At 66.2% G+C, this 24,196-nt stretch carries 22 protein-coding genes; 14 read left to right on the top strand and 8 right to left on the bottom strand.

Translation table 11 applies throughout. The features are described from left to right. Positions 1 to 2 precede the first annotated feature (2 nt). Complete coding sequence (gene ligA / locus RAH40_RS17900) at positions 3 to 2,000, top strand: NAD-dependent DNA ligase LigA (RefSeq protein ID WP_306598958.1); 1,998 nt, start codon at positions 3 to 5, stop codon at positions 1,998 to 2,000. Positions 2,001 to 2,009: 9 nt separating this feature from the next. Further along, positions 2,010 to 3,521, top strand: coding sequence for a serine/threonine-protein kinase (locus RAH40_RS17895; protein WP_306598957.1), 1,512 nt, complete (start codon positions 2,010 to 2,012; stop codon positions 3,519 to 3,521). On the opposite strand, the gene RAH40_RS17890 is transcribed toward RAH40_RS17895, so the two are convergent. Further along, on the bottom strand, positions 3,515 to 3,928 hold the full coding sequence (locus RAH40_RS17890; protein ID WP_306598956.1) for a hypothetical protein: 414 nt from the start codon (positions 3,926 to 3,928) through the stop codon (positions 3,515 to 3,517). The genes RAH40_RS17895 and RAH40_RS17890 overlap by 7 nt on opposite strands. Continuing rightward, on the bottom strand, positions 3,925 to 4,443 hold the full coding sequence (locus RAH40_RS17885; RefSeq protein ID WP_306598955.1) for a class IV adenylate cyclase: 519 nt from the start codon (positions 4,441 to 4,443) through the stop codon (positions 3,925 to 3,927). The genes RAH40_RS17890 and RAH40_RS17885 overlap by 4 nt, the downstream gene beginning before the upstream one ends. Before the next feature lie 52 nt (positions 4,444 to 4,495). Between RAH40_RS17885 and RAH40_RS17880 the strand changes: the two genes are divergently transcribed. The 3 genes from RAH40_RS17880 to RAH40_RS17870 all read left to right on the top strand — a co-directional run bounded on the left by RAH40_RS17880 (position 4,496) and on the right by RAH40_RS17870 (position 8,015). Further along, positions 4,496 to 5,806 (top strand): hypothetical protein, encoded by a 1,311-nt coding sequence (locus RAH40_RS17880; protein ID WP_306598954.1) that lies wholly within the window; start codon positions 4,496 to 4,498, stop codon positions 5,804 to 5,806. Positions 5,807 to 5,878: 72 nt separating this feature from the next. Continuing rightward, positions 5,879 to 7,363 carry a response regulator gene (locus RAH40_RS17875; RefSeq protein ID WP_306598953.1) on the top strand — a complete coding sequence of 495 codons (1,485 nt, stop codon included), beginning with the start codon at positions 5,879 to 5,881 and terminating at the stop codon, positions 7,361 to 7,363. 4 nt (positions 7,364 to 7,367) lie between these two features. Next, on the top strand, positions 7,368 to 8,015 hold the full coding sequence (locus tag RAH40_RS17870) for a hypothetical protein (RefSeq protein WP_306598952.1): 648 nt from the start codon (positions 7,368 to 7,370) through the stop codon (positions 8,013 to 8,015). Positions 8,016 to 8,060: 45 nt separating this feature from the next. Here RAH40_RS17870 and RAH40_RS17865 read toward each other — a convergent pair whose 3' ends face one another. Then, positions 8,061 to 9,539, bottom strand: a complete 1,479-nt coding sequence (locus RAH40_RS17865; RefSeq protein WP_306598951.1) for an aminoacyl-histidine dipeptidase — start codon at positions 9,537 to 9,539, stop codon at positions 8,061 to 8,063. Between the two features lie 183 nt (positions 9,540 to 9,722). On the opposite strand from RAH40_RS17865, the gene pyrR reads away from it, so the two are divergent. The 3 genes from pyrR to gpmI are packed head-to-tail and all read left to right on the top strand — an operon-like array spanning position 9,723 to position 12,763. After that, positions 9,723 to 10,268: a bifunctional pyr operon transcriptional regulator/uracil phosphoribosyltransferase PyrR gene (pyrR, locus tag RAH40_RS17860; RefSeq protein ID WP_306598950.1), complete on the top strand. Its 546-nt coding sequence runs from the start codon at positions 9,723 to 9,725 to the stop codon at positions 10,266 to 10,268. Between the two features lie 2 nt (positions 10,269 to 10,270). Continuing rightward, a complete protein-coding gene (locus tag RAH40_RS17855) occupies positions 10,271 to 11,227 on the top strand; it encodes an aspartate carbamoyltransferase catalytic subunit (RefSeq protein WP_306598949.1) in 957 nt (318 codons plus the stop codon). A 12-nt stretch (positions 11,228 to 11,239) separates the two neighbouring features. Then, positions 11,240 to 12,763 carry a 2,3-bisphosphoglycerate-independent phosphoglycerate mutase gene (gene gpmI / locus RAH40_RS17850; protein ID WP_306598948.1) on the top strand — a complete coding sequence of 508 codons (1,524 nt, stop codon included), beginning with the start codon at positions 11,240 to 11,242 and terminating at the stop codon, positions 12,761 to 12,763. Here the strand turns inward: gpmI and RAH40_RS17845 are convergent. Further along, positions 12,760 to 13,743: an integron integrase gene (locus RAH40_RS17845; RefSeq protein ID WP_306598947.1), complete on the bottom strand. Its 984-nt coding sequence runs from the start codon at positions 13,741 to 13,743 to the stop codon at positions 12,760 to 12,762. The two genes, gpmI and RAH40_RS17845, sit on opposite strands and share 4 nt — an antisense overlap. A 337-nt stretch (positions 13,744 to 14,080) precedes the next feature. Between RAH40_RS17845 and RAH40_RS17840 the strand changes: the two genes are divergently transcribed. Together RAH40_RS17840 and RAH40_RS17835 are read left to right on the top strand one after the other, a co-directional pair. Then, the gene (locus RAH40_RS17840) at positions 14,081 to 14,677 is read left to right on the top strand and encodes a hypothetical protein (RefSeq protein ID WP_306598946.1); all 597 of its coding nucleotides are present in this window, start codon (positions 14,081 to 14,083) and stop codon (positions 14,675 to 14,677) included. Between the two features lie 902 nt (positions 14,678 to 15,579). After that, positions 15,580 to 15,897, top strand: coding sequence for a hypothetical protein (locus RAH40_RS17835; RefSeq protein WP_306598945.1), 318 nt, complete (start codon positions 15,580 to 15,582; stop codon positions 15,895 to 15,897). Between the two features lie 2,015 nt (positions 15,898 to 17,912). Here RAH40_RS17835 and RAH40_RS17830 read toward each other — a convergent pair. From RAH40_RS17830 to RAH40_RS17820, 3 genes are all read right to left on the bottom strand, one after another. Then, entirely contained in the window at positions 17,913 to 18,902 is a 990-nt protein-coding gene (locus RAH40_RS17830) for an IS3 family transposase (protein WP_306598848.1), read from the bottom strand. Then, positions 18,896 to 19,165 (bottom strand): transposase, encoded by a 270-nt coding sequence (locus RAH40_RS17825; protein ID WP_306598849.1) that lies wholly within the window; start codon positions 19,163 to 19,165, stop codon positions 18,896 to 18,898. Before RAH40_RS17825 ends, RAH40_RS17830 begins: the two co-directional genes overlap by 7 nt. A 424-nt stretch (positions 19,166 to 19,589) precedes the next feature. Beyond that, positions 19,590 to 19,991: a hypothetical protein gene (locus RAH40_RS17820; protein ID WP_306598944.1), complete on the bottom strand. Its 402-nt coding sequence runs from the start codon at positions 19,989 to 19,991 to the stop codon at positions 19,590 to 19,592. A gap of 297 nt (positions 19,992 to 20,288) precedes the next feature. On the opposite strand from RAH40_RS17820, the gene RAH40_RS17815 reads away from it, so the two are divergent. The 4 genes from RAH40_RS17815 to RAH40_RS17800 all read left to right on the top strand — a co-directional run bounded on the left by RAH40_RS17815 (position 20,289) and on the right by RAH40_RS17800 (position 23,503). Next, positions 20,289 to 21,449, top strand: a complete 1,161-nt coding sequence (locus RAH40_RS17815; protein WP_306598943.1) for a hypothetical protein — start codon at positions 20,289 to 20,291, stop codon at positions 21,447 to 21,449. Positions 21,450 to 21,515: 66 nt separating this feature from the next. Beyond that, positions 21,516 to 21,902, top strand: a complete 387-nt coding sequence (locus RAH40_RS17810) for an SgcJ/EcaC family oxidoreductase (protein ID WP_306598942.1) — start codon at positions 21,516 to 21,518, stop codon at positions 21,900 to 21,902. A 694-nt stretch (positions 21,903 to 22,596) separates the two neighbouring features. Beyond that, positions 22,597 to 23,061 carry a RidA family protein gene (locus tag RAH40_RS17805; RefSeq protein WP_306598941.1) on the top strand — a complete coding sequence of 155 codons (465 nt, stop codon included), beginning with the start codon at positions 22,597 to 22,599 and terminating at the stop codon, positions 23,059 to 23,061. A 52-nt stretch (positions 23,062 to 23,113) separates the two neighbouring features. After that, entirely contained in the window at positions 23,114 to 23,503 is a 390-nt protein-coding gene (locus tag RAH40_RS17800) for a hypothetical protein (protein ID WP_306598940.1), read from the top strand. Between the two features lie 8 nt (positions 23,504 to 23,511). On the opposite strand, the gene RAH40_RS17795 is transcribed toward RAH40_RS17800, so the two are convergent. After that, positions 23,512 to 24,024 (bottom strand): VOC family protein, encoded by a 513-nt coding sequence (locus tag RAH40_RS17795; protein WP_306598939.1) that lies wholly within the window; start codon positions 24,022 to 24,024, stop codon positions 23,512 to 23,514. Between the last annotated feature and the right edge of the window lie 172 nt (positions 24,025 to 24,196).

Genomic DNA, 24,196 nt, shown 5'->3' with positions numbered 1-24,196 from the left:
CCATGACCACCGATCCCCAGACCCGCATGAAGGAACTCGCCGCCCAGGTGCTGGAGCACCGGCGCCGCTACTTCGTCCTCGACCAGCCCGTCCTCTCCGACGCGGAGTACGACGCCCTGGAACGGGAGCTGCGCGACCTGGAGGCGCGGCATCCCCATTTCGCCGACCCCAACAGCCCCACCCAGCGCGTGGGCGCCGCCCCCCTGGAATCCTTCCGCAAGGCCCGGCACCGCACCCCCATGCTCAGCCTGGACAACACCTATTCCGAGGACGAGCTCGAGGACTGGGAGACCCGCGTGCTCAAGGGGCTCCCCGGCGCGGAGCCGCGCTATTCGGCCGAGCTGAAGGTGGACGGGCTCTCGCTCTCGCTCCTCTACGAGGACCGCGCCCTGGTCCGCGCCGTCACCCGTGGCAACGGGGACGAGGGCGAGGACGTCACGGAGAACGCCCGCACCATCGCCGACATCCCGCTCACGCTGCCGCCCGGGGCGCCCGGCACCCTCGAGGTGCGGGGCGAGGTGTTCCTGTCCCGCCGCCGGTGGGAGGAGCTGAACCGGGAGCGGGACGCACGGGGCGAGGCCCGCTTCGCCAACCCCCGCAACGCGGCCGCCGGCACCATGAAGCAGCTCGACAGCCGCATCACGGCCGAGAGGCGGCTCTCCTTCCTCCCCTGGCAGCTGCCGGGCTCGGCCCGCCACAGCCAGGGCATGGACCAGCTCGCGGACTGGGGCTTCAACCGCATGCCCGCGCACGCCGAAGGGAGCTTCGCGGAGATGCTGGAATTCATCAGGGACCAGGCCCAGGCGCGGCTCCTGCTGCCCTTCGACACCGACGGCGTGGTCCTGAAGGTGGACGCGCTGGAGCTGCAGGAGCGCCTGGGCTCCACGGACCGCGTGCCCCGGTGGGCCATCGCGTTCAAGTATCCGGGGCTCCAGGCCACCACCACGCTCCTGGGCATCACCTGGCAGGTGAGCCGGGCCGGCAAGCTCACCCCGGTGGCGGAGCTGGAGGCCGTGGAGGTGGCGGGCTCCACGGTCCGCCGGGCCACCCTCCACAACGCCGACGAGCTGGCGCGGCTGGGTGTGCGGGTGGGCTGCAAGGTCTTCGTGGAGAAGGGCGGCGAAGTCATCCCCAAGGTGGTGGCCGTGGTGCCCGGTTCCCTTCCCGAAGGCGCCGTGGAGCCCCAGGTGCCCGCGGCCTGCCCCGTCTGCGGGGGCGCCGTGGGCAAGGACTCCGACGAGGAGGTGGCCTGGCGCTGCCAGAACCCCGAGTGCCCCGCCAAGATCACCGCCCGGCTCCAGCACCTGGGCAGCCGCGCGGCCCTGGACATCGAGGGCCTGGGCGACGCGCTGGTGGAGCAGATGGCCTCGCGCTTCGCGCAGCCCTGGGACGTTTTCACGCTGCTGGAGGACCCCAAGCAGGGGCTGGCGTACCTGGCCGGGCTGGACCGCATGGGCGAGAAGAGCGCCCGCAACGTCATGGAGGCCCTGGAAGCCGCCCGCACCAAGCCCCTCTCCCGCTGGATCCACGCCCTGGGCATCCCCATGGTGGGGGCCCGCACCGCCGAACTGCTGGCGGAGGCCTTCCCCACCCTCGGGGACCTGTGGGACGCCGAGGAGCAGCGGCTCCTGGCCGTCGAGGAGGTGGGGCCCAAGGTCGCCGCGGGGCTCAAGGCCTTCGCCGCCCTCCACCCCGCCCTGCCCGCGCAGCTGGCGGCGCTCGGCATCACCCCCGCGCCAAGCGCCCCCCGGGACCTCTCCGGCCTGCCCCTGGCCGGCGAGGTGGCCGTGGTCACCGGGACCCTTCCCACCCTGAGCCGGGAGGAGGCCGAAGCCCTGCTCAAGCGCCTGGGAGCCAAGGTCACCGGCGCCGTCTCCGCCAAGACCACCCTCCTCGTCGCCGGGGAGAAGGCCGGCTCCAAGCTCGCCAAGGCCGAGGCGCTGGGCATCCCCGTGCGGGACGAGGCCTGGCTCCTGAGTCATGGCACTATGGAACCCTGAGGCAGCGCCATGACGAACACCCCCCGCCGGATCGGCAAATTCGAAATCCTGGAACGCCTGGGCGAGGGGGCCATGGGCGAGGTCTTCCTGGCCCGGGACAGCCTCCTCGGGCGGGAAGTGGCCATCAAGACCATCCGCGCCGCCCTCACCTCGCCCGACGCGCGGGACCGGTTCTTCCGGGAGGCCCAGGCCGCAGGCCGGCTCAACCACCCCAACCTCGTCACCATCCACGAGTTCGGCGAGGAGCAGGGCACGCTCTTCATGGTCATGGAGTACGTCCCCGGCGACGACCTGGGCAAGCTGCTGGCCTCGCGCGAACTGCCCCACCGGGAGATGCTCGAGCTCCTGGCCCAGGTGTGCGACGGCCTGGCCTTCGCCCACCAGCGGGGCGTGCTGCACCGGGACATCAAGCCCACCAACATCCGGGTGACCCGGGTCTCCGGGCGCCTCGCCGCCAAGATCCTGGATTTCGGCATCGCGCGCCTGGCGGGGAGCGACCTCACCGCCACCGGCGCCCTGCTGGGCACGTTCGGCTACATGGCCCCCGAGTACATCCAGTCCGGCAAGCCCGACGCCAGGGCGGACCTCTTCGCCGTGGGCGTGATCCTCTACGAGGCCCTGGCGGGCTTCCCCCCCTTCGGCGGCGAGTCCACGGCCACCGTGCTCCACCGCATCGTCAACGAGGACCCGGCCCCCCTGGACCTGGCCCAGCTCACCGGCATCAGCCCCGCCATCCAGGGCGTGACGGCCCGGGCCCTGGCCAAGGACCCCGCCGCGCGCTTCCCCAGCGCCGAGGCCCTGGCCGAGGCCCTGCGCGCCGCCCGGGACCCCTGGTGGGACCCCGCGTCCGACAAGGCCGCCACCGTGAGCAGCTCCCGCCTCTTCGAAATGCCCGAACGGGGCCGGAAGCCCGCCCCGCACGCCGACGCCCCCGCCTCCCGCGCCTGGCTCTACCTCGGCACGGCCGTGGTCATGGCGGCCCTCGCCGCCGGGGGAGGCTGGCTCTGGCTCCGCCGCCACCGCCACCGCCCCGCCCCCGCGGCGGTCCAGCCCGTGGTGCAGCAGCCCGTGGTGCAGCAGCCCGTGGCGCCCCCGCCCGTGGTCCAGGCCCCGCCCCCGGCCGAGGAACCCAAGCCTGAACCTCCCAGGACCGAACCCGCGAAGCCGGCGCCCCCGCCCGTGAAGGCCGAGACCCGGCCCGAACCCACCCCCCCCGCCAAGGCCGGCGCCTACGCCACCCTCGACCAGGCCGCCCGGGCCCTGGACACCGACCCCAGGGGCGCGCTGGCCTTCCTGGACAACCTGGTCAAGCAGGAGCCGGAAAACGAGCGCGCCATCGCCCTTCGCATCGCGGCGCTCTACGAGGCCGCCGACTACCGGGGCTGCGCCATCGCCATCCGGGATTCCCGGCAGGCCGGGCACCTCCTGTGGCCCATGGCGCTGAAGTATCCCCGCCTGCGCAAGGTGCTCGAGCAGGAGAAGGCGGACCCGCGCCTACCCCGGCGCAAGGCCGTTCAGTAGTCCCACTGGGCTTCCCGGATCAGCCACGCCCCGTCCCTGAGCTCCCAGCGCAGGGTGAGGCTCTTGCGGGCGCGGTCCCCGGGCAGCAGCTCCCCCCCCGCCCGGCCCGTGAGGACCAGTTCCAGGGTCTGCACGGCGCGAACGCCGTCCACGTCCACCTTCTGGGACAGGACGGTCACCCCGACCTTCTCCCGGCCCAGCACGCTTCCCAGGAGGAGCCGCGCCCCGGCGCGGTCCAGGCCCTCGGGCCCCGTGAACTTCGGCGAGAGGACCGCGGCCGCGCCGGCGGCGTCCCCGGCCTCCACGGCTCCCCGGGCGCCCTCGAAAGCCTTGCGGATCCTCCCCTCGGGCCCCTCCCGGGAACAGCCCGCGAGGACCGCGAGGAGGACGGCGGCCAGGGGCTTCACGCCAGCTCCTGGAAGAGCGTCACGTAGCTTCGGGGCTCCACCTGGGCCTCGTCCAGGCCCAGCTGGCCCATGGCCTCGCGGATCTCCTCCGGCGTCCCCTCCAGCTCCAGGTAGCACCCGAAGGGCGCCTCGTCGAGGCAGGCCTCCAGCGGCCCCCGGCGCCACACCGAGCGGCTCTTGCGCATCTCGAAGGCCGGGCTGAACCCCAGCTGCCCGAGGATCCCCTCCACCGCCAGGGGGTCGCCCACCGACGTCTCCAGCTCGGGCCGGATCTTCAGGAGCGGGTCCGGCACCCGGGCCCCCTTCCAGGTGAGCGTGGCCTGCCCGTCGTAGCGCCGCAGGCGCAGCGCGCAGCCCTGCGAGCGCAGCTCCCCGTCCCGGTCCCACAGGACGCTCACTTCCCCGCACGGGCCGTGGGCCAGGGCGAAGCCGCAGGCCTCCAGCCGGAGCCGCGCGGGCCCGAGGGCGGGGATGCGGAACTTCATCTCGATTTCAACGTGGTCGGCATGTTTCATGGCGGGCCATCCTCAAATGATTGCATCATGTGCAAGGAGGTTTGACCTAGCTTTGATCCCGAAACGGTACCTTTTCGCCAGCATGTTCATCGCTGCGATGCTCATGCTGCTGGCCATTGTGCAGGCTCCGCGCTCGACGCGCGAGGGCGGCGCCGTGGTGGCGACCGGGGCGGTGGAGCAGACCCTGGACACCTTCGAGACGCTGGCCGAGTGCCGCCTCCGGGACGGCTGGACGCCGCGCTTCCAGGGTGCCCAGGACCCCGACCAGGAGCAGCCCTGGCCCTACGGCGGCGGGTTCGGGACGCCCTGGGAGCCCGCCTCGGCCTACCTGGCCGACCAGGGCCTCGCCCTCAACGGGCCCGGCGGCCACAGCGAGGTGATGCTGTGGCGAGGCCTGGAATGGCGCCACTACCGGTTCGACGCCCCCATCGCCAGCGCGCGCCTGGATCCCGCCAAGGGGACCCGGCTCCTGGTGACCCTCACCCTGGGCCAGGGCCGCTTCGAAACGCGGCTGATGGAGATCCCCGAGGGGCGGGTGCTCTGGGCCACCGACAGCGGCCCCTGGAGCCGGTTCAGCTGGGACGGCCGCGCCGTGCTCCTGGGCCTGCGCCCTCCCCAGCCCGAGGCCGCGCTGCTGCTGACCACCCTGCCCGTGGAGGCCGAGCGCCCCGTGGGCACCCTGGCGCCCTGGGACGAGAAGGCCCTGCCTGCGCCGCCCCGGGGGTGGGCCACCCGCCAGGAGCAGCTCTGGGACGACGGCCAGGATCTGCCCGGGGCGCGGCTCCTCATCCCCTGGCAGCCCGGCTCCCGCATGTGGTTCCCCGCCTGGGACCGGCTCTGGATCTCCAGCGGCGGCCAATGGACCTTCTGGACCCTGGCGGAAGGAACCTGGCGACGGGAGGCCACCGGCGCGGGACAGCTCCAGGCCCAGCCCCCCCTGCGCATGGCCCTGGAAGTCCCCGGGCGCAAAGGCGAGCCCGCCACCCGGTCGACGTCCCGCCTCGACCGGGCCGAGTGGACCGAGGTGCCCGCGGCCGCGGAGGCCTGGCCGGCCTACGACCCCGCCTGGGCCTGGTGGCGGGAGGACCTGGCCGCCACCACCTGGGACCAGCGCTGGGGAAAGGGTGCTCCGACCCTGCCCCCGGAGCGCCAGAGGCAGGCCCTCCTGCGCACCTTCCGCCCCGAGTGGAGGACGGCCCGGGGCCTGCGCGCCTCGGTGAAGGGCTGGATCCCCGACGGCCCGGAGATCGCCCTGCGCGAGGCCACCGAATCCGCCTGGGTCTGGGTCGGCGAACGGGCCATCCTCGTGCGGCTGCAGCCCACGTTGAGGCTGAAGTCCGTGAAGACGGCATTGAAACGTTAGATACCATGTTCCATGGTCTCTGTTAGTGTTAGCGCAGCCACTTCCCCGTAATCCGGCATCCCGAGGTTCCCTATGCCCCGTCTTCTCCTCGTGGACGACAATCAGCGAATCCACCAGATCGTCGAGACGCTCCTGACCGCCACGGACATCGAGCTGACCTGCGCCTCCTCAGGCGCCGAGGCCCTGGACCTGGTGGCCACCGTCGGACCCTTCGACGTGGCCCTCCTGGACACCACCATGCAGGGCATGGACGGCTGGGAGCTCCTGGACCGCATGCGCAGGAACGGCGCCACCGCCATGATGCCCATCGCCATGATGGCCGGGGTCCTGGACGTCGTGGACCCCGAGACCGTCCGCAAGGCCCCCATCCAGGGCTTCCTCAAGAAGCCCGTGGAGCTCCGCGACCTGGCCGACCGGGTCCGGACCCTCCTGGCCACCCCCGTCGAGCCCCCCGCGCCCGAGCCCGAGCCGGCCCCCTCGGCGGCCACCGGGAACTTCGAGACCCTTCCCTACCTCAAGCTCTCGGACCACCCCCTGCCCGACGCCGACCTGCTCCTGCTGGAACCCTCCGACCTCTTCGTGGAGGAGGCCCCTGCCCCCGACGCCCCCCTGGAGTCCCTGGAACTGGAGGAGCTGGACCTTGAGAGCCTCAAGGGCCTGAGCGCCCCTCCGGCCGTCCAGGAGACCGCGGAAGCCGCCTCCGCGGACGCCGCCGAGGTCCCCGAACTCGCCCCGGAGGACGCCTACCAGAGCGGCATCCTCGAGCTGGGCGTGATCACCGACGAGCTGCCCGACCTGGGCCCCTCGCAGGAACTCGAAGAACCCGCCCCCCTGCCGGACCATCTCCTGTCGCCCACCCCGTCCCTGCCCGTGGACTGGTCCGACGAGAGCGAGACCCTCCTGGAGTTCACACGCCAGCCGGCCCGCCCCGACGAGACCACCACCGCCATCCACTCCATGGCCGCCGCGGCCATGGAGGAGCACAGCGATTTCGATCCCGACAGCTTCCTGGAGCAGGACGCCGGCCCCGCGCCGACCCCCGCCTTCCTCCCCGAGGCCCCCGAAAACGTCACCCCCGTGCGCCTCACCCAGGTCTCCGAGGCCGACGTGCTGGGCGACATCGGCGACATCCCCGAACTGGAGGACCTCTCCGCCCTGGACGACACCGTCCAGTCCGCGGGCAGGGCCACCGTGCCCCCCTGGGCCTCCACCGTCAGCCTCCTGGACCGGGTTCAGGCGACCCCGGCGTCCCTGCCCGAACCCATCCCCGAGCCCGAACCCATCTCCGAGCCCGCGCCCATCCCCGAGCCCGAGCCCATCTCCGAGCCCATGCCTGAGCCCGCGCCCGAACCCATCCCTCCCGCGGTGATGGCGGCCCCCGAGCCGGCGGCAGCGGGCGTGCCCGGAGCCGCCGATCCCCTCGCGGCCCTCCTCGCCGACCCCGTGCTGATGGACCGCCTCGCCAAGGCCGTCGTCGCCAGGCTGGGCGACCAGGCCCTCCGGGAGATCGCCTGGGAGGTCATGCCCGAACTGGCCGACCGGCTCCACCGGAACTGACCCGATGATCACCGGCTACAACACCGACGTCCGCCACGGCAACCGGATCTTCCACGTGCAGACCGAGGACAAGGGCCTGGCCAACCCCAAGATCGAAACCCTCATCTACGTGGGCGGCGAGATCCTGGACAGCTACCGGGGCACCTACGAGGACCTGCTGGCCGAGTTCCCCCTGCAGGAGAGCAGCATCCAGGCCCGCATGGACGACCAGCACAAGTCCGTGATCCGGGACATCAAGAACGGCAAGTACGACGCCACGCCCAACGACCCCCTCCTCGCCGAGCGCAGCGTCTTCAACGACAAGCCCCTGGACCAGGCCATCCTGGAGTACCTCCAGCAGGAGGGCGACACCGACACCCTCGAGATGGTGCTGGACGAGCCCATGCTCCCGAAGTTCGGGGAGCTGTTCCAGATCCGCATCCGGGCCCGTCTCTGCGTGAGCCAGAACCCCGTGCCCGGCGCCGACGTGACGATCCGCCTCATCTCCAGCCTCAAGAAGGCCACCACCCTCACCACCGGCCGCACCGACTCCGAAGGCCAGTTCCTCACCAAGGTGGAGCTCCCCCCGAGCCAGCCCGGCCACTGCGCCGTGCTGATCGCGTGCACGTCGGAGTTCGGCAACGACGAGATCCGGGCGCTGATCACCGCCTAGGAAAAGGGCCGCCCGGAGGCGGCCCTTTCTCCAGGTCCGACGGTCCTAGACGTTTTCCAGCACGGCCACGAGCAGGGTCCAGAAGTTGCCCACGGAGGCGATGCTCACGTTCTCGTCGGGGGTGTGCACGTCCCACATGCTGGGGCCGAAGGAGACCATCTGCATGCCGGGGTACTTCTCGCCGATGAGGCCGCACTCCAGGCCCGCGTGGATGGCCTTGATGGCCATGGGCCTGCCGAAGGTCTTCTCGTGCACGGCGTTGACCACCTTGACCAGGGCGGCCTTGGGATCGGGCTTCCAGCCCGGGTAGCCGTCGCCGCGCTTGGCGGTGAAGCCCGCGAGCTCGCAGGAGGCCGAGATGCGGTTGGCCATGTCGATCTTGGCGCTGGCGATCGAGCTGCGCTGGCTGGTGGAGATCTCGATGGTGTCGCCCGTGGTGGAGATGATGGCGAGGTTCGTGGAGGTCTGCACCAGGCCCTCGATGTCGGGGCTGTTGGACTCGACGCCGTGGGCGACGGTGTAGAGGAAGTTCACGACAGCGCGGGCGTCGCGGTCCTCCATGACCTGGGCCGGGGCGTCGGCCCTGGGCTCCACCGCCATGGCGAGGCCCGGATCGAAGGCGCCCAGGGCCGAGCGGTAGTCCTGCTCCAGCCCCTTGACCGCCACCTGGAACTCCTCGAGGCGGGCCGGGTCCAGGAAGAAGACGGCGGAAGCCTCGCGGGGGATGGCGTTGCGCTTGTTGCCGCCGGCCAGCGACGCCAGCTCCAGGCCGAAGCGGGGCGCCAGGCTCCACAGGACGCCGGCCAGGATGCGCAGCGCGTTGCCGCGGCCCTGGTGGATCTCCACGCCGGAGTGGCCGCCCTTGAGGCCGAGGACCTTCAGGCGGAAGGGGGCCTTGCCCGCTGTGGCGGGGCGCAGCGCGACCTTCTTCGTGGCCATGGTGTCGATGCCGCCGGCGCAGCCGATGGTGAGGTCCCCCTCCTCCTCGCTGTCGAGGTTCAGGAGGTACTGGGCCTTGAGGATCCCCTCCGCGAGGCCGCCGGCGCCGGTGAGGCCGGTCTCCTCGTCGATGGTCACGAGCACTTCCAGGGGGCCGTGCTTGATGGTGGTCGATTCCAGCACCGCCAGGGCGGCGGCCACGCCGATGCCGTTGTCCGCGCCCAGGGTGGTGCCCGTGGCCAGGAGGCGGTCGCCGTCCCGCCGCAGGGCGATGGGGTCCTTGAGGAAGTCGTGCTTCGTGGCCTCGTTCTTCTCGCAGACCATGTCCACGTGGGCCTGGAGGGCCGTCATGGGCGCGCCCTCGCGTCCGGGGGCGGCCTTCTTGCTGATGATGACGTTGCCCACGGCGTCGCGGACCACGGTGCAGCCCAGGGCCTGGGCCTGGTCGGCCACCCACTGGGCGGCGGCGGCCTCGTTCTTGGAGCCGCGGGGGATCTTCGACAGGGCCAGGAAGTACTTCCAGAGGCCGGCGGGTTCGAGGGTGCCAAGGTCCGTCTGGGCCTTGGATTCCATGACATTTTCCATGACTTGCCTCCGTGGGTTGCGTCCGTTGGGGACCTTCGGTCCGCCGCTGATTCGATTTCCCCCAAAGGGTAGCAAACAAAGGCGGTGACCAAGCTCATTTCGTCGCCTTTTCGCCTCCCCGGGACCGGAGCCCCCCCGCAGTTCCGATACACTGGAACCCGAGCTACCACCCAGGAGCCCCCGATGCCCCAAGCGAACGCCCCATGCCTGCTGGACGCCAAGCAGATGGAGGTCCATCTCCAGCGCCTGTGCCGCGAGATCTCCGCCGTGTTCGGCAGCGACGCCTCCATCGCCCTCCTGGGCATCCGCACCCGGGGCCTGTACCTGGCCGAGCGCCTCAAGACCATGCTGGAGTCCAACCTCCAGAAGGAGATCCCCCTGGGCGTCCTGGACATCGCCCTGTACCGGGACGACCTCTCGGAGCTGGCGGGAAGCCCCATCGTCCGCCCCACCGAGATCCCCTTCAGCCTCAAGGACCGCTCCGTGATCCTGGTGGACGACGTGCTCTTCACCGGGCGCACCATCCGGGCCGCGCTGGACGCCCTGCTGGACCACGGCCGCCCCAAGCGGGTGTGGCTGGCGGTGCTGGTGGACCGCGGCGGCCGCGAACTGCCCATCCAGGCCGAGTTCGTGGGCATCAAGATGGACGTGGCCATGACCAACCGGGTATCGGTCCACATGAAGGACGTGGACGGCGAGGACGCCGTCCTCCTCGAGAGCCGGAACTAGCCATGCCCCAGACCTACCGCTTCCCCCACCGCCACCTGCTGGGCATCGAGCCCCTGAGCCCCCAGGACATCTCGGCCATCCTCGACCAGGCCCGCGCCTTCGAGGAGGTCTGCGAGCGCCCCGAGATCAAGATCGTCCCCGCCCTGCGCAAGCGCCTGATCGTGAACCTCTTCTTCGAGAACTCGACGCGCACCCGCAACAGCTTCGAGATCGCCGAGAAGCGCCTGTCCGCGGAGATCATCAACTTCGACGCCGACACCAGCTCCCTCAGCAAGGGCGAGACCCTGGTGGACACCGCGCTCAACCTGCAGGCCATGCACCCCGACCTCATCGTCATGCGCCACTCCGCCCCCGGGGCCCACGCCCTGCTGGCGCGGCACATGAAGGCCAGCATCGTGAACGCCGGCGACGGCGCCCACGAGCACCCCACCCAGGCCCTGCTGGACGCCTACACCCTGCGCAAGCGCTTCGGCCGGCTCGACGGCCTGCGGGTGGCCATCGTGGGCGACATCCGCAACAGCCGCGTGGTTCGCTCCAACCTCTGGCTCCTCACCAAGATGGGCGCCCACGTGACCCTGGTGGGCCCCCCCACCCTGGTGCCCGCCGAGCTGAAGGAGACCTGGCCCGGCATCGACATCGTCCACGAACTGGAACCGGCCCTGCCCAGCCAGGACGCCGTCATGATGCTGCGCTGCCAGTTCGAGCGCGGCACCGGCGCCTTCATCCCCGGCCAGGGCGAGTACATCCGCTTCTACCAGCTCAACGCCCAGCGCCTCAAGCTCTGCCGGCCCGACGTGGCCGTGCTGCACCCCGGGCCCATCAACCGCGGGGTGGAGATCACCTCCGAGGTCGCCGACGGCCCCAACAACCTCATCCTCGACCAGGTCACCAACGGCGTGCCGGTGCGCATGGCCGTCCTGTTCCTCCTCTGCAACCCCCACGGGGAGCAGGTTCCTTAGCAAGGACGCCGAATGATCCAAGGTCCCGTCACGCTCCTAATCCTCGACGGGTTCGGGGATGGTCCCCGCAACGCCTTCGATGCCACCTTCGTGGCCGGCATGGCCCACATGTCCGACCTGCGCCGCCGCTTCGCCTCCACCCAGCTCAACGCCGGCGGCGAGGCCGTGGGCCTTCCCGAGGGCCAGTTCGGGAACTCCGAGGTGGGCCACATGAACCTGGGCGCCGGCCGCGTGGTGTGGCAGGAGCTCACCCGCATCGACGCCGCCATCCGCAAGGGGACCTTCCGCGAGAACCCCGCCATGGGCAACCTCCTGAAGGCCCTCAAGGCCTCCGGCAGGCGGCTCCACCTCCTGGGCCTGGTGTCCGACGGCGGCGTGCACAGCCACCAGAACCACCTGGTGGCCCTGGCCCAGTGGGCCCAGGCCGAGGGCGTCCCCACCGTCATCCACGCGTTCCTGGACGGCCGCGACACGGAGCAGAAGAGCGCCGACGGCTACCTCCAGTGGCTGGCCTTCCAGCTGCGCAACTGCCCCCTGGTCCAGCTCGGCTCCATCATGGGCCGCTACGTCGTCATGGACCGCGACAGGCGCTGGGAGCGCGTCGTGCGCGCATGGAGGCTCCTGGCCGAGGGCGTGGGCGAGTTCACGTGCGGGGATGCCCAGGAGGCCATCAGGGCCGCCTACGACCGCGGCGAGACCGACGAGTTCGTCAGCCCCACGCGCCTGGCCGGCTTCCACCCCCTGCAGGACGGCGACGGCGCCATCTTCTTCAACTTCCGCGCCGACCGCGCCCGGGAGCTCAGCCACGCCCTCGTGGACCCCGCCTTCGACGGCTTCCCCCGCCCCACCTGGCCGAAGATCAGCCTCGTCACCTTCACCGCCTACGAGACCGACCTCGAGCCCCATGTCGCCGTCGCCTACCCCCCCCAGAACCTCACCCGCATCCTCGGGGAACTGGTCTCCGAGCGCGGCTGGAAGCAGCTGCGCACCGCCGAGACCGAGAAGTACGCCCACGTGACCTACTTCTTCAACGGCGGCCGCGAGGAGCCCTTCCCCGGCGAGGAGCGGGTCCTGGTCCCCTCCCCGAAGGTGGCCACCTACGAGCTGCAGCCCGAGATGAGCGCCCACGAGGTGGTGCGCGGCCTCGTGCAGGCCATCGGGGCCGGCCAGCACCGCCTCCTGGTGTGCAACCTGGCCAACCCCGACATGGTGGGCCACACCGGCGACCTCAACGCCACCAGCGCCGCCTGCGCCGTGGTGGACGACGCCATCCGCCAGATCGCGGCCGCCACCCTCGCCCAGGACGGCGCCCTCCTCATCACCGCCGACCACGGCAACTGCGAGTGCATGCGCGACGAGAAGGGCAATCCCCACACCGCCCACACCACCAACCCCGTTCCCGCCGTCCTCGTGGCGAAGGGCTTCGAGGCCAGGCAGCTCCGCGCCGGCGGCGCCCTGTCCGACGTGGCCCCCACCCTGCTCAAGCTCCTGGGCATGGAGCAGCCCGCGGAGATGGACGGCGTCAGCCTCTTCTAGATTCCGTCCAGCGGACTCGTCACGCCCCGCCCCCCGCGGTTCAGGACGTGGGTGTAGATCATCGTCGTCTCCACGTCCTTGTGCCCCAGGAGCTCCTGGATGGTGCGGATGTCCTGCCCCGCGTGGAGCAGGTGGGTGGCGAAGGAATGCCGCAGCGTATGGGGCGTCACCGGCTTGGCGATCCCCGCCCGCTGCCCCGCGATGCGGAAGGCCTTCTGGACGCTCTCGGGGTGGATGTGGTGCCGCCGGAGGGCCTCCCCCCGCGGATCCCGGGAGCGCACCGGCGAAGGGAACACCCACTGCCACCCCCAGGAGTTCCCCGCCATGGGGCATTTCTCCGCCAGCGCATCCGGAAGCCAGACCCCAGCGATCCCCTCCTCCAGGTCCAGGGCATGGAGCCCCTCCGCGACCATCAGCTGCCGCCGGAGGGCTCCCTTGAGGGATTCCGGCAGCATGGTTACGCGATCCTTGCCCCCCTTCCCCTCCCGCACGACGATCTCCCCACGCTCGAACTCCAGATCCTTCACCCGCAACCGGAGCCCCTCCATCAGCCGCATCCCGGTCCCGTACAGGAGGCGCCCCACCAGCCCCGCGATCCCGTCCAGGTTCCCCAGGAGCACCCTGACCTCCCCCGGCGTCAGCACGACGGGAAGCCGCCGCGGCACCTTCGCCTGCACCACCCCCGCAAGCCAGGGCAGGTCCACGCCCAGAACATGCTTGTAGAGGAACAGCAGGGAGGCCTTCGCCTGGTTCTGCGTGGCCGCCGCCACCCCCCTTCCGCTCGCGAGGTAGGAAAGGAACGCCTCCACCTCCACCGCCCCCATCTCCGCCGGGTGCCGCTTCCCATGAAAGAGGATGAACCTCCGCGCCCATGCGACGTAGGTTTCCTCCGTCCGCACGCTGTAGCGCCGCACCCGGATCTCCGCCCGCATCCGGTCCAGCAGTTTGGGTGGCTTGCCTGGGGCCTGGGAATTATCCATCCCGGGATTCTATGGGATGAACCCCCGAAACAGAATATTTAAGTCTTTATATTGAATTAGATATATAGCAACTTTGATTTCATTACCCGCATCCCCGGCGCGCCCGTTTCGACCTTCCCCGGGGCGCCCCATACCCCCCCGGAAGACCGCCCGGAGATAATCCCGATCCGGCCGTGATTGGTACGCCAAAGCCGCCACCCCGGAGTAGAATCCAAGGCATATCAGCGCCTACTCAACTCCCATCATGGTTAGCCCAACCCGGGCCGCCTTTTCTGGGTTGGCCCAATTCACGTTAGGAATCACCCACACCAGCATAGATATTGCGCTAGGTCTCCCGATGCTCGACCCCCAAATCCAAGATTCTACTTCTCCGATTTTCTCCAAAGCCTGGTACGACCAGAGATTAAGGAGAAGGACCATTTTCACCTTCTCCTTGCCAATCTATCTTTTCGGCACGCTCTACATCACACTCACCCTCATCTCAGCTTCTGGTGATTGCTTAGAGGCTTTAACAAAGCCGGTTGATATCTTTCGGTTAATGTTCCTGGCCCTGGCCATTGAAGTTCCTTGCCTACTCGCAGCGTTCATCGCGCTCAGCAAAAAGGATGATTGGTTCACAAGGGCATGGGTTCTTCCTTCGATACTTTTCGGAACTGGCTGGGCTACGACCATGGCCACAACGGTTTATCTAACCCTAGTTTTTATCGAGCGATACCTATTCAACCATTTCTCCAAACCAATAATTCAGGCCGAAGGTTTTTATCCCCCTTCCTATGAGTCTCTCCCGAATTCTTTAACCGCCCTTTCCGCTCAGGATTTCATGGTTGCCCTCGCAGTCTCCACTGCCATCTGCCTACCCATTTCTATATTAGCGGTCCACAATCTACACCGCGCCGTTGCACCGAGTCACACCGTTGATCCCTCGCCTGCATAACCTTGCACTCGACCCCTTACCTCAACATCGCTCACACCACCGCGCCGTCCCAACGAGGAAATATTTACGCGCCGGTCCTAACCCAGCGTTCGAGGTCGGACCCCAACCTGACCTTCTCCCTTTGAGGTAGCATCTATCCAATCCTCCTTCTCCTCCGTTCGCGCCGCCAGGTTGGGGCCGACTCAACTTCGGCGTTAGGCATCCCATGCAGCGGCATCTTAAAATTCTTCGATATCTCCTCAACTGTTTAATCCTGGCATGGGGCGGATTAGTTCTTTACTCAGCCATAAAGGAATGGAGAAACGGGCCAAAGGCCTCACTAAAGGAGGTGCTGTACTCCCTTGGAAGGGGGTTGATTCCGGTTGCTGTCCTAATGATCGTGGTCTACGCCGGGCTCCTCATCTTCTTCAAACACGATAAAGCCACCGACCCGTTGTGGCTTAGAACAATCAGGGTCATTGGGTTCATGGTACTTTTTGTTCTTGTTTGGGTTCCTTTCTACATTTTCCGACAATGATGTTGACCACGATTCTGCACCAGCTTATAGATCGATATCAATTCAAACAAACAATTGTGTGCTAACGCTGAGTTCAAGAATTAACTACGCCATATAGCGCCACTGAACCTTCATCATCACCCATTTGTCCAAGCGACTGACGGTAGGAGAGCAGCGTATCTTTCTTAATGAAACTCAAACGTCCGGCCCGATCCAAAGGCGCCGCCCCAGTGCGGCTTGATTGGCGCGCCGGTCCTAACCCAGCGTTCGAGGTCGGACCCCAACCTAACCTTCTCCCTTTGAGGTAACATCTTTCCAATCTCCCTTCTCCTCCGTTCGCGCCGCCAGGTTGGGGCCGACTCAACTTGTGCGTTAGGGATCCCAGGGAGCAATCACGAAGGCTACGATGTTCTGCCGAAAGAAACCCATTCCAGAAATTCGAATTGCCCCGGAGGGGTTTGCGGTGGGCGATTTGTCCATTGAATGGGCCTCAATCCGCTCGATCACAGCGTACAAACGCGATCTGATCACCACCGATCTTGTCTGTCTGCAGATCGAATTCGGAAGCGAGCCGCGCTACTTCCAAATCAGCGAAGAATGGCTTGGGTTCGCCAATCTCACCGAGTCCTTGGCATCGCGATTTGCATTCCCCGCGGACTGGCAAGAGACTGTCGTCCAGCCACCGTTCGCCACAAATGATAAGATTCTCTTTACCCGGCAATAGCAGAACCTCGGTCTCGAATACTCGCCCTGCTCATCCTTTCGCACCACTTGAACCAGGCCCCACCGCGCCGTCCCAACGAGGTAATATTCACGCTCCGGTCCTAACCCAGCGTTCGAGGTCGGACCCCAACCTGCACTTCTCCCCTTGGTGGTATCGTCTTTCCAATCCTCCTTCTCCTTCGTTCGCGCCGCCAGGTTGGGGCCGACTCAACTTGTGCGTTAGGGCATGGGGCGCGAAGAACCCCGGGGCCCAGCATCGCGCCGCGTCCTACTGCGGCTCCCCCGAAAGCTCCGGTAGGCGGGTTTCTCCGCGCCGGCCTCAGTGGCCGAAAAGCCCAAAGCTACATCACCAGGGCAAGCCGCAGCCCGATGGGCAATCAGCGCCCTTCCCCCTCGGGCGTTTCAACTGAACGCCCATCCCACCACGCCGTCCCAACGAGGTAATATTCGCGCGCCGGTCCTAACCCAGCGTTCGAGGTCGGACCCCAACCTGTCCTTCTCCCCTTGGTGGTATCGTCTTTCCAATCCCCCTTCTCCCCCGTTCGCGCCGCCAGGTTGGGGCCGACTCAACTTCGGCGTTAGGGCATGGGGCGCGCAGAACCCCAGGGCCCAGCATCGCGCCGCGCCCTGCTGCGGCTCCCTCGAAGGTCACGGTAGGCGTGCTTCTCTGCGCCGGCCTCAGTGAGCGAAAAGCCCAGAGCTACATCACCAGGGCAAGCCGCAGCCCGATGGGCAATCAGCGCCCTTCCCCTCCCAGCGCTTCAACTGAACGCCAATCCCGTCGCGCCGTCCCAACGAGGTAATATTCACGCGCCGGTCCTAACCCAGCGTTCGAGGTCGGACCCCAACCTGCACTTCTCCCCTTGGTGGTATCGTCTTTCCAATCCCTCAACCTGCACTTCTAGGCGTGCTTCTCCCCGGCCTCAGTGAGGAAAAGCCCAGAGCTATCGGGCAAGCCGCAGCCCGATCTTCCCCTCCCAGCGCTTCAACTGAACGCCAATCCTCGCTTAATCCCCCCAGTTCGAGGTCGGACCCCAACCTGCACTTCTCCCCTTGGTGGTATCGTCTTTCCAATCCTCCTTCTCCCCCGTTCGCGCCGCCAGGTTGGGGCCGACTCAACTTCGGCGTTAGGCCGCATCGATATGCTCCATCCTGAAACAGACAATTCGGATATCCACTTCAAATCGGTGCTGTGGGCGCTGGGTTACACCCTGCTTTCTACCCTGATCACAAGCAATGAATCCATTAAGGATTGGTACCTTGTCCCAATAATTGCATTTGTAACAAGCTACGTTTGGACCTTAGGCCGCTATTTGATTGCGGAAAGGATCTCTAAGATCCCTAAAGAGAACTCGAAGGCTGAATACTACTACTCCAGGCTCCGGAACACTTCCGGATGCTCCATCATTTGGAAGGGCCCTATTATTGTTGTCGGAATTTTTGCTTTCGTAACTCTCCAGCGGCTTCTTTACGCAGTTCCAATTGTCATCGTTTGGCTAGTAGTGGCTATTCTACCAAAATCTCCTTTACCTCATTCGCGAGGATCCTGCGGTCCAACCCAATGGCCAAATCGGACCCCGCCAGCATTATCTTCCGCTCTCTCTAATCTCACAGGCTCGGCTTCGTCCTTCGTCTCAGCGAAGGCGCGGCCGGGTAGCGCCACTCGTTAGGGCAGCACCGAGATCGGCAGTAACACACGCGCCGGACCTAACCCAGCGTTCGAGGTCGGACCCCAACCTGACCTTCTCCCTTTGAGGTCACATCTTTCCAACCTCCCTTCTCCCCCGTTCGTGCCGCCAGGTTGGGGCCGACTCAACTTCGGCGTTAGGCCCATCGAGGCGCCGTAGTTGCAAGAATTCCAAGCGGTGGCACCTTGGTGCATGCTGCATTGCCATTGCCGCAACTGGTCACCAAAGCCGCCCTGTTGGCCTTTCCCCAAATTGAGAACCAAGTGGAAGGTTAGTCCTCGGTTAAATTGGGGGCAAAAAGACCGCCAAGCCGCAGGCTTGGTCGGGTTCATGATACCTTCTCCGCTGCCTGGGTGGAGGATAGAGCGCCGGAGGGATCCGACTCGAGCGCCATCCCAGGGGCCTGCACTGCAGGAGCAAGGGGGCCGCGTGCGGTCCTCTTGCTGACCGCGGGTAGGCCCCAAGGCGGTAAATCCCGGGGGTCCGGGGGCAGAGCCCCCGACTTGGAAAGCCGGGCAAACTCCCTGGGCGTATAGAATCCGAGGCTGGAATGCGGGTGGCACTCGTTGTATCGCTTGCTGAAGGCCTTGATGATGACGGCGGCCTCCCGCACGCCGTGGAAGGTTTCCTGGTTAAGGCATTCGTCCCGGAACCTGGCGTTGAAGCTCTCGGCGTAGCCGTTCTGCCAGGGCTTGCCGGGGTCGATGAGGTGAGTGTCGATGCCCAGGTCCCCGATCCATAATTTCAGGTCGATGGCGATGAACTCTGAGCCGTTGTCGCTGCGCAAGAACTTGGGTACGCCGCGCTCCTGGAAGACCCGGGCCAGCACGCCACGGACCTGAAGGGAATTGAAGGTGTGCCCAACCTCGATGGCCAGCGACTCCCGAGTGAACTCGTCTTCCAAGGTCAGGAACTTCAAGGAGACGCCATTGAACGACCAGTCGAAGACGAAGTCGTAGGTCCAGACATGGTTGATGAACTCGGCCTTCCGAGGAACGCTGTCCCCGGTCCTGATTTTCTTCCGCCTTGGCCGCCGAGAAACCTGAAGGCCGTACTTCTGCCAGATGCGGTTCACGGCTTTGATGTTGATGACGACGCCGCTGCGCCGGAGCAGGGCCCAGACGCGGTTCTGCCCGTAGCGAGGGTGTTCGGCGCTCAGGGCCTTGATCAGGTCAGCCTGGTGGTCCTGGGGCTTGGGCCGGGCTTGGTAGCGCTGCCCAGTCCTTGTGATGCCCAGAAGCACAGCGATCCTGCGCTCCGAAATCCCTTCAGCCTTCAAGAGCCTTACCCCCTCGCGTTTCTGAGGAGCGCTCACCATTTTTTTGCGAGCAGTTCCTTCATGGCGTCGATCTCGACGTCCCGCTGCCCAAGGAGCCGCAGGAGGCGAGCGTTGTCCTTCTCCAACTGCTTGAGCTTCCGGACGTCCTGCACGGTGTTCCCGGAGAACTTGTTCCGCCACCGGTAGAAGGTCACCTCGGAGACGCCGGCCTTTTTGCAAAGCTCGGTGATGGTGTTTTCGCCTCGTTCTGCCTCACGCAGAAGGGCGACGATCTGCTCGTCGGTGAGCTTGGGCTTGCGCATTCAGGGTTCTCCTCGTTCAGGATGAGCCCTAACGTTTCATTTGGTACTCAGATTTGGGGAAAGGCCACAACCTGCACGGCTCCCCTTGGTGGTACCGTCTTTCCGATCCTCCTCCCCCGTTCGCGACGCCCTACGGGGGCCGAACCAACTTCGGTGCCATGCCATGGGGCGCAAAACCCCAGGGCCACAGGTCTGCGCCGCGTCATGAGGCAGTTTCCCTGGAGGCCAAGGCAAGGCGGGTTTCTCCACGCCGACTTCATCAGGCGAAAATCCCGGAGCTACATTACCAGGGCAGGCCGATGGGCAATTAGCGCCCGTCTCCCTGGAGCGCTTCAACTGAATGCCTGGAATCGGTCGATTATTTTTAAACTTTATCAATTGTTGATCCGAAAATTCAAAGTGGCGATATAATGGTTTATTCCAATCAATTTACAATCAAATCCCAACCCAGCAATAGAGACAATGGTCCATCAACGCCCTGATCAGGGACATGTTGAGACAGGAGTCCTTCAATGCTAGACGAACCTTCACGCACAATCGGATCCACGCGAGGCATTTCCACTGCCTGGAAAATGGGAATCCTCCTGATTGGCATCCTGGTATGCTGCATTGCTGCGCTGGCGACAGCCAAGATTGTCAATAAATTCAATTCCTCGATGGGTATATCTGGAAGCCCTTCCAGATAAGACGGGTCGGGCCATATATTTTTTGCGCGCGTCCAGCTGTGGGCCCCCAGAAGGCCTCGGTTGGCGGGCTTCTCTGCACCGGCCTCGGTGAGCGAAAAGTCCAGCTCCATCACCAGGGCAGGCCGCCGTCCGATGGGCAATCAGCGCCCTTCCCCCCCGGCGTTTCAATTGGACGCCAATCCCACCGCGCCTTCCCAACGAGGTGATTTTCACATGCCGGCCCATGGAGGGTGTCGGCTGGATGGAAGGCCCCGCGACGGCGTCCAGGTTCGGGCCGACTCGCCTTCGGCGTTGGGCGCGCACGGACCACCTGAAGGAATGGTTAAAACCGATTATGGATTTGGGATCTTCCCTCCTCGTTGTGGGTGCATAGGCTGGACAGCTATCCTGTCTTCCAATCCCCGTTGCATTAACGGAACATCCTGCGGAGGCGGCAAATGGCTTTTCGATCGCGTTGGCCCATCCTGATCGCAACGGCCTGCGCCTTGGGCGCAGAACCGGCCCCGCCGGAGGTGCGCCCATCGACCTACGTGGCCATCGATCGGCTACCCAACGGCGATACGGTGACCTTTGCGGCCACGGGCCAGGCGCCGGCCCCTCTCTTCCGCACGGGGTATTTCGGGATGCCCGTCGTCCTGGCGCCCTACGACCCCAGCGGGACCGACCAGGCCTTGATCTTCGAGTCGAGCATCTACCGCTTCGAGAAGCGGGAGAGCGGTTTTGCCCTCCGGTCCAGGGAAGCCTTGCCGGAGGCGCCGGTGGAAGAGACGTTAAGCCGGTTCGACGCTGACCCGGGACTGAGTGATGCGATGCGAGAGGGCTTTGTGCGGTCTGACCGCTCGCTCAATTCCAGCATCGGTTTCCAGCTGGACGAGACCGGGGCCCTGTATTGGGTGGGTTCCACCGCCCTCTTCAAGCACGTGGACCAGGCGTGGGTGCAGGTCTACAAGCTGCGGCCGTCCTTCGCCAAACGCAATGGGCGCCAGTCCCCGAGAGCGGGACTGGTGGTGCTTCCGGGGCACCGGATCGCCCTGTTCGGGGGGGAGGTGAACTTCATCGAGGTCCTGGAACCGGGCTCGGGGCCCGGTGAGGCCACGATCGTGAAAACAATCGACTACGATGTCCTCGGGTGCGACGCGGAGTCCTACCCGAACCGGGCCACGCCGGTCTTCTGCGTCTCGAACGGATCGCTCTTCGTATATCTGCGGGGCACGGGGCGGTTCTATAGGATGAACCTGGATTCCTACAACCTCAAGGAGATCACCGTCCCCTGGATGAAGGTCGCCTTCGCCCGGAAGGGCCAATCTCCCCGATGGACAGGGGTCGACTCCAGCGCCACCTGCTCGACGCCCCTGGTACCGGAGGCCATCGATTTCGCCCTGGAGGCTGACGGCAGCGTCCACGCCACAGCCCTGATGTTCAACATGGACCGGGCCGCCGCCCACACCTTCACCCTGGACGGCGAGAAGGGTTCGATTGTCTCGGAATTCAAGCTCGGCGACGAGATCCCAGGTCCTGGCGCCTACCAGGACGTGAAGGGCGACTTCGTGCCCCTGCGCGGGGCGAAGCGAACGCCTGAACCCGAAAGGGCCCCCTGAAGGCCAGGAAAGGGATTCGCAAACCATCCTTCGATGCGGCTTATCATTCAGGGTCGGAGGTGACGGATGGGATCCGATGAACAAGAAATCCGTGAGGTTCATTCGACCTGGCTGGGCGCCGTCAATGACGGCAATCTGGCCCGCCTACTCACCTTGATGGCGGACGATGCCGTATTCCTCGGTCCCGGCCAGGCGCCATTCGGCCGGGATGGATTCTCAGCCAACTTCTCGGCAGCTCGCCAACGGATACGGTTCCTGTGCACCAGCGAACTGGAGGAGGTCGTGGTCGTCGGCGCAGTCGCGTATACGCGGAGCCGGGACACGTTGTCGGTCACCCGGCCCGGAAGTGGGGAAAGGACCCGGTTGGCCGGCCATCGGATAACGATCTACCGCAAACAGGCGGATGGCCGGTGGCTCCTGGCCCGCGATGCCCATACGTTGTCCCCCGGTTGACGGAGGGGGATCATGAGATTCCCTTTATCCAGGGCTTCAAGCCACCCTGCCTGACCCTCTGCTCCTGACGGACCCCTGCCGGCCTCTCGCCCAAGGTGGTATCGTCTTTCCCATCCCCCTTCGTCCCCGATCGCGCCGCCAAGCTGGGGCCGACCCGACTTCCGCTCCAGGAATCCTCCAAGGAGGGCCCCATGCCATCCGGGTTGATCATCTTCCTCGCCATGATGGGAATAGCCCTGATCTTCTGGTTATTGTTTCGATCCCGAATGTACCGGGAGGCCCTCGGCGATCTCCAAGGCATGCGGGACGCTCCGGAGAACAGGATGGGTCCGACAGGCCTGCATAATGCAAATTCCCTCTATCAGATGTCCGACGATGACCGCCCAAGGAAGCCCAAGCAATAGCCCTTCCAGCCGCCATTCCGCTCAACCCCGGCCGGGACGTTCCAGGAGATGAAAGCCATGAAGGACCGGACTCGATTCGCAGTCGCCTTTCTCCTCAGCCTTCTCCCGGCCTTCTGGGTTGCGAGCCGGATCAACAACCGCTCCTTCCCGGTCTGCTGCATGGGCGCCTGTATCCTGGCACTGGGTTGCGGGTGGCTTTTCATGCGCTTCTCCGGCAAGGGAGGTGGTACGCTTTCGGCCAGCTGATTTCGTGAGGTGTGATTCCACGTCAAATGGAACCGGGGTTCTTCATGCGTGCTGAACAACGAATCAAGGAGCTTGGAATCGATCTCCCCGCCGGCGGCGCACCTGCGGGCAATTACGTGTCGGTCGTGCAGTCCGGGAATCTCCTGTTCACCTCGGGCCGGGCGCCTCTGCCCATCGACGGGAAAAAGCCAAAGGGCCGCCTGGGGAGTGAATACTCCACCGCCCAGGGCTACGCCTTCGCCCGTTCCGCCTGCATAGATCTGATTTCGGCATTGAAGGATCACCTCGGTTCGCTTGACAGGGTCGTCCGATTCGTCGAGCTCCACGGTTCGATCAACGCGACCGCCGAATTCGAAGAGCATGCAAAGGTCCTGGATGGTGCCTCCGACCTGCTGGTGGAGGTTTTCGGCCCGGCAGGTGTTCATGTCCGCTCCGTCATCGGGGTGAATTCGCTTCGCAACGGCGTGCCACTGACCGTCAAGGCCACGGTTGAAATCAAGGAAGGGTGACGTCCGCGCCGCCAGGCTGGGGCCGGCTCCCTTGTCAGCGTCAGGAGCCCACATGCGAATGAACCGTCATCTCGTGATCCCCATCGTGACGCTGGCCATCGGCGCCGCTCTCGGCGGTGGCGCGGCCACGATCTATTGGCTGGACGCAAACACGCGATCAGCTGAGCTTCGGCTCAGGGTTTCGACGTTCGAGCGAACGCGGCTCCTTCAGCACCTCAGGGCCCAGGAAAATCCGACGGCCATCGCCGAGCATGAAATCCTGCTTGACGGAGATGTCGCGGGCCTGAGGTTCTACGTGGATCACTTCAAGCGCAAGGATCCAGGATCGGCCGAGGCCTTGCTGCGGGCAGCCCGCTACCGGGCTCAGCACCCCACGCCATCCGCGGCTTCCGAAACGGCAGCAACCTTCCAGCCGGCTCCATCCCAGCCCCTGCCCAGGTAGCCCGGAACTCAACCGGATGGCCTGCCGGCAGGCCAGGACCGCGCGGTTCCGGAACGTGCGGCCTCGATCACGGCGATATCGATCCTCGTCATTCCCATCATCGCCTCAAACGCGCGCTTCGCTGCCGCAGGATCGGGACCGGTCGTCGCCTCCAGCAGGACGCGGGGCGTGATCTGCCAGGACAGGCCCCATCTGTCCTTGCACCACCCGCAGGCGCTCTCGGTGCCGCCATTCCCGACGATGGCATCCCAGTAGCGGTCCGTCTCCTCCTGGTCCTCGGTGACGATCTGGAAGGAAAAGGCTTCGCTGTGCCTGAAATGCGGACCGCCATTCAGGCCAAGGCAGGGCAGGCCCAGCACCGTGAACTCGACCGTGAGGACCTGCCCCTCCTTGCCCCCCGGAAAATCGCCAGGAGCGCGGTGAACGGCTTTCAGGGCGCTGTCCGGAAACGTGCGCGCGTAGAACCTGGCCGCTTCTTCAGCCGCGTCGTCATACCAGAGGCAGATCACGTTCCTGGCCATCGGCGTCCCCCTTGGCGCTGCAAGCTGGGGGAGTCTACCATGGGGTCCGTCCGGCGTCGGCACCCGACCCCCAGCCGGGCGGTTCAAAACACCTCCCAGGAATGTCATAGTTCGTTCAAGCGGCAGGGCCCAGCCGCCCGCCCAACCCGGGGCCTTCGATTTTCCCTTCTTC

The organism is Geothrix sp. 21YS21S-2, from assembly GCF_030846775.1.
GTDB lineage: Bacteria > Acidobacteriota > Holophagae > Holophagales > Holophagaceae > Mesoterricola.
This window is presented reverse-complemented; position numbering and strand designations above follow the sequence as displayed.

What these genes read in the sequence shown, in the direction of transcription:
- ligA (WP_306598958.1), top strand. Translation starts at nt 3, where the DNA reads ATGACCACCGATCCCCAGACCCGCATGAAGGAACTCGCCGCCCAGGTG.
- RAH40_RS17895 (WP_306598957.1), top strand. Translation starts at nt 2,010, where the DNA reads ATGACGAACACCCCCCGCCGGATCGGCAAATTCGAAATCCTGGAACGC.
- RAH40_RS17885 (WP_306598955.1), bottom strand. Translation starts at nt 4,443, where the DNA reads ATGAAACATGCCGACCACGTTGAAATCGAGATGAAGTTCCGCATCCCC.
- RAH40_RS17875 (WP_306598953.1), top strand. Translation starts at nt 5,879, where the DNA reads ATGCCCCGTCTTCTCCTCGTGGACGACAATCAGCGAATCCACCAGATC.
- RAH40_RS17870 (WP_306598952.1), top strand. Translation starts at nt 7,368, where the DNA reads ATGATCACCGGCTACAACACCGACGTCCGCCACGGCAACCGGATCTTC.
- RAH40_RS17865 (WP_306598951.1), bottom strand. Translation starts at nt 9,539, where the DNA reads ATGGAAAATGTCATGGAATCCAAGGCCCAGACGGACCTTGGCACCCTC.
- pyrR (WP_306598950.1), top strand. Translation starts at nt 9,723, where the DNA reads ATGCCCCAAGCGAACGCCCCATGCCTGCTGGACGCCAAGCAGATGGAG.
- RAH40_RS17855 (WP_306598949.1), top strand. Translation starts at nt 10,271, where the DNA reads ATGCCCCAGACCTACCGCTTCCCCCACCGCCACCTGCTGGGCATCGAG.
- gpmI (WP_306598948.1), top strand. Translation starts at nt 11,240, where the DNA reads ATGATCCAAGGTCCCGTCACGCTCCTAATCCTCGACGGGTTCGGGGAT.
- RAH40_RS17845 (WP_306598947.1), bottom strand. Translation starts at nt 13,743, where the DNA reads ATGGATAATTCCCAGGCCCCAGGCAAGCCACCCAAACTGCTGGACCGG.
- RAH40_RS17840 (WP_306598946.1), top strand. Translation starts at nt 14,081, where the DNA reads ATGCTCGACCCCCAAATCCAAGATTCTACTTCTCCGATTTTCTCCAAA.
- RAH40_RS17835 (WP_306598945.1), top strand. Translation starts at nt 15,580, where the DNA reads ATGTTCTGCCGAAAGAAACCCATTCCAGAAATTCGAATTGCCCCGGAG.
- RAH40_RS17830 (WP_306598848.1), bottom strand. Translation starts at nt 18,902, where the DNA reads ATGGTGAGCGCTCCTCAGAAACGCGAGGGGGTAAGGCTCTTGAAGGCT.
- RAH40_RS17825 (WP_306598849.1), bottom strand. Translation starts at nt 19,165, where the DNA reads ATGCGCAAGCCCAAGCTCACCGACGAGCAGATCGTCGCCCTTCTGCGT.
- RAH40_RS17815 (WP_306598943.1), top strand. Translation starts at nt 20,289, where the DNA reads ATGGCTTTTCGATCGCGTTGGCCCATCCTGATCGCAACGGCCTGCGCC.
- RAH40_RS17810 (WP_306598942.1), top strand. Translation starts at nt 21,516, where the DNA reads ATGGGATCCGATGAACAAGAAATCCGTGAGGTTCATTCGACCTGGCTG.
- RAH40_RS17805 (WP_306598941.1), top strand. Translation starts at nt 22,597, where the DNA reads ATGCGTGCTGAACAACGAATCAAGGAGCTTGGAATCGATCTCCCCGCC.
- RAH40_RS17800 (WP_306598940.1), top strand. Translation starts at nt 23,114, where the DNA reads ATGCGAATGAACCGTCATCTCGTGATCCCCATCGTGACGCTGGCCATC.
- RAH40_RS17795 (WP_306598939.1), bottom strand. Translation starts at nt 24,024, where the DNA reads ATGGCCAGGAACGTGATCTGCCTCTGGTATGACGACGCGGCTGAAGAA.